At 67.0% G+C, this 3,457-nt stretch carries 1 pseudogene; it reads right to left on the bottom strand.

What is annotated here, in order from left to right:
* Window positions 1-3,457 (bottom strand): annotated as a pseudogene (locus tag EN750_RS24405) (translocation/assembly module TamB); the annotation flags it as partial.

Here is a 3,457-nt window from a genome sequence, read left to right as displayed (position 1 = left end):
GTCTTGGCGAGGTTGACGGTGCCGGCAATGACCGGTGCGGAGGTCAGCGGTCCCTTGATCGTAAGGTCGCCGCCGAGATTGGCGGTCACCACCCTTCCGTCCGTATAGCGGCCGTCGACCAGCTTGATCGACAAATCGGCCGGAAAACCCTGCGCCGGGTTGATGCCAACCGTGCCGCTGGCCGACAGGCTGCCGCGCGTCGACAGCGTTCCGGTCAACCGGTTGATCCTGGCGACGCCGCCGGCAATCGAGACATCGGCGGCGAGATCGTTGACGGCGAGGCCGGAGCGCGCATCGACAAGGCGCGCACCCGAGGTGCTGACGCTGCCGCCGATGACGGGCGATGTCGCGGGACCGCGCACCTGCACGTTGACATTGGCGGTTCCGGACAGCGACAGGCCCTGCGCGGCAAGCTTCTGGCTGAGCAGGCCGAACGGCACGACGCCATTGAAGTCGAGCACCAGTGCCGGCGTGCCGGCCGTCGTCACGGTGCCGCCGCCCTTGACGCCAAGGCCGGCTCCATCGCTGACATTGGCATTGAAGGTCAGTTTGTTGGCGCCGAAGGTGCCCGACGAGGAGACACTGACCGCACCGACACCGGCACCGCGGGTCTGCGAGGTCTGCACGCCCGCCGCGTCGAGATTGAAGGCAATGGCGGGATTTGCCGGCGCGCCCGTCACCTTGACCGTGCCTGAGATCGAGCCGGCGGCATCGAGCCCCGGCGAAAAACTGTTGGCGAGCGACATCGGCACCCGCGCCAGCGTCGCATTGATGTCGAGCGCCGTGCCGACCTTGCCGGTCACCGTCGCCGTGCCACCGCCAAGGTTGAGCACCAGCCGGTCCAGCGTCGTCGTGCCATTGGCGATGCTGACGGTCGAGGCCTGGGCAATGGCCGCCTTGATGCCCTGGACGGTCGCCTGGCCGGAGGCAAGCTCGATAGTTGTCGTGCCGTTGGCCACTTTCACCCGGCCGGCGGCCCGCGCCGGAATGCCCTTGACGGTTGCGCCGCCGGCGAAGCCGGTCCAGTCGCCGTCGCGCTTTAAGTCGACATCGATGCCGCTGATCACGGTGCCGCCCGAAATGACGGTGTCGGCGCGGATCTTTCCGGAGATCACGGGCGCCGCCAGATAGTTGGCGACCAGCGCATCGATCGAGACGGCTTTCGCCTGCAGGTCGCCGCGCGTGATCGACGCTGTCGCCGCCTTGATGGCGACCTGCGGTGCGGTGCCGTTCTTCGAAAAGGCGATCGTGCCGCGCACGTCGCCTTCGGCCTTTTCCAGGGCAAGTGCCGCCAGCGGGCCGATATCGGGCAGGTCGAGCGCGATGGTGCCGACCGGCACGAACTTCTCGTCCAGCGCCAGATCGCCGGAAATCCTGTTCTTGCCGAGCGACAGCAGCAGGCCGTTGATGGCGCTCTTGCCGTCCGCCGTCGCCAGCACCGCACTGCCTTGCAGCGCCTGGCCGGCGACATTGCCGGTCAGGCGCACGTTGGCCGCCGGGCTGGCGGCATCGGCCTTGCCGGTGGCGGTCAGCTTCAACCCGGTGATCTCTCGCGCCGCCACGAGAAGACGGTCGCTGTCGATCGTCAGTGACAGATCCGGCGCAGTGGCCGGCCCCTGTGCGTTCAACGCAAAGGCGATGGCGCCCTTGGCATCCTTCGACAGCAGCGAGATGTCGCTCAGCGCACCCTTGATGTCGGCGGCCACCTTGTTGTCGGCAAGGCTCGCCTGCCCGTCGGCGGTCAGCGCGCCAGAGGTCAGCTTCAACCCATCGACGTTGATGCTGCCCTTGGGATCGCGCCTCAGCGTGGCGCTGATCTCAGCGCGTTCGCCAAGCATGCCGCGCGCCGCCGCCGGCAAGGCCGACGATGGGGCATCCGCCCTCAGGTTGAGGTCTATGGCACCGTCTCGCAGCGATACCTGGCCGGCGACCTGGCTGTTCAGCGCATTGCTCTTGAGCGAGCCGCTGTCGATGGCAAACAGGTCGGCCGTCAGGCTGCCGCTGACGGCTGCCGTGACCTTGCCGGCGATCAGCGGCGCGATCATCGGATTGTCGAGGCCGACCTTGTCCACGGACACGGTGCCGGAAACCGGCCCTGCACGGTTCTTGAGATCGAACGCATCCGAATGCAACGCCAGGGCAAGCCCCTCCACCCTCGCCGGGCTGGTGACGATCGAGGGCAGAATCGCCGAGACATCCAGGCGGGCCCGCGTGCTCTCGCCCGCCACCTTTGCCGACAAGGACTGGATCTCGATCTTGACCGGGCTCTCGGCGCTGCCGACAGTCAGGGGCAGGCTGGGGCCGGATGAGATGAGATCGAGCACAAAATCGCTGGCGCCGTTCGGGTTGAGGGTGCCGGTTGCCTTGCCGGAAACCTTGTCGCCGGTCAGCGTCACCTGATCGAGCACCACGCCGCCGGCAATCGTGTAGCTGCCGGCCGCATCGACGGCGAGCGGTCCGAGCCCGGCCTGCCGGGTCTGGCTGGTTTCGATACCGGCCAGTTGCGCATTGAAGCGGACATCGGGAGCGGCCGGCGGTCCGGTCACACCAGCCGTGCCGCTGAGCGTGCCCACAGCATCGAGGCCGGGCGAAAATTCATTGGCGAGCGCCGCGGGAAGTGCCGAAAATTGCGCCGCGAGATCGAGCGTCTGGCCAGCTGTCCCGGACAAGGTCACCGAGCCACCGCCGACGTCGAGCGCCAGCCTTTCGATGCTGGTCGTGCCGTTGGCGATGCTTAGTGTCGACGCCTGAGCGATTGCCGCCTTGATGCCGCGAACCGTCGCCTCGCCCGAGGCAATCTCGATGCTGGTCGTGCCGTTGGCGATTTTCACCCGGCCGGCAGCGGTCGCCGGAATGCCCGCTATGGTGGCGCCGCCGGTAAAATTGGTCCAGTCGCCATCACGCTTCAGGTCGACGCCGATGCCGCCGATTTCCGTGGTCCCGGAGGTGACGCTGTCGGCCTTGATCGTACCCGCGATCGCCGGCGCCTTGAGATAATTGGCGATCAGCGCATTGACGGTGATGGCCTTGGCCGTCACCTCGCCGCGCGCGATCGATGTGCTCTTCGCATCGATCGCAACGGAGGGCGCGTCGCCCTCCTTGGCAAACCGGATAGTGCCGTCGATGTCGCCCGTCACCGCCTGGCCAGCGAGTGCGGCCAGTTGGTCGATAGCGGGTGCGTCGAGCGTCAGCGTGCCGAGCGGCATGTACTTGTCGTCGAGCGCGAGATCGCCCGAGACCTTGTTGTCGCCCAGCGAGACCAGGAATCCATTGATCGAACGCTTGCCTTCGCTCGTCACCAGCGCTGCTTTGATGTCGAGCGGCTGGTCGTCGACGGAGCCGGTCAGCGATACGTTGGCGGCGGGACTGGTGATATCGGCCTTGCCGCTAGCCGTCAGCTTGATGCTCTTCACCGCGCGGCCCGATGCCGTCAGGCTATCGCTATCGGCGGTAAAAA

The sequence above is a fragment of the Mesorhizobium sp. M7A.F.Ca.ET.027.03.2.1 genome (assembly GCF_003999175.1).
In the GTDB taxonomy this organism is placed as follows: domain Bacteria; phylum Pseudomonadota; class Alphaproteobacteria; order Rhizobiales; family Rhizobiaceae; genus Mesorhizobium.
This window is presented reverse-complemented; position numbering and strand designations above follow the sequence as displayed.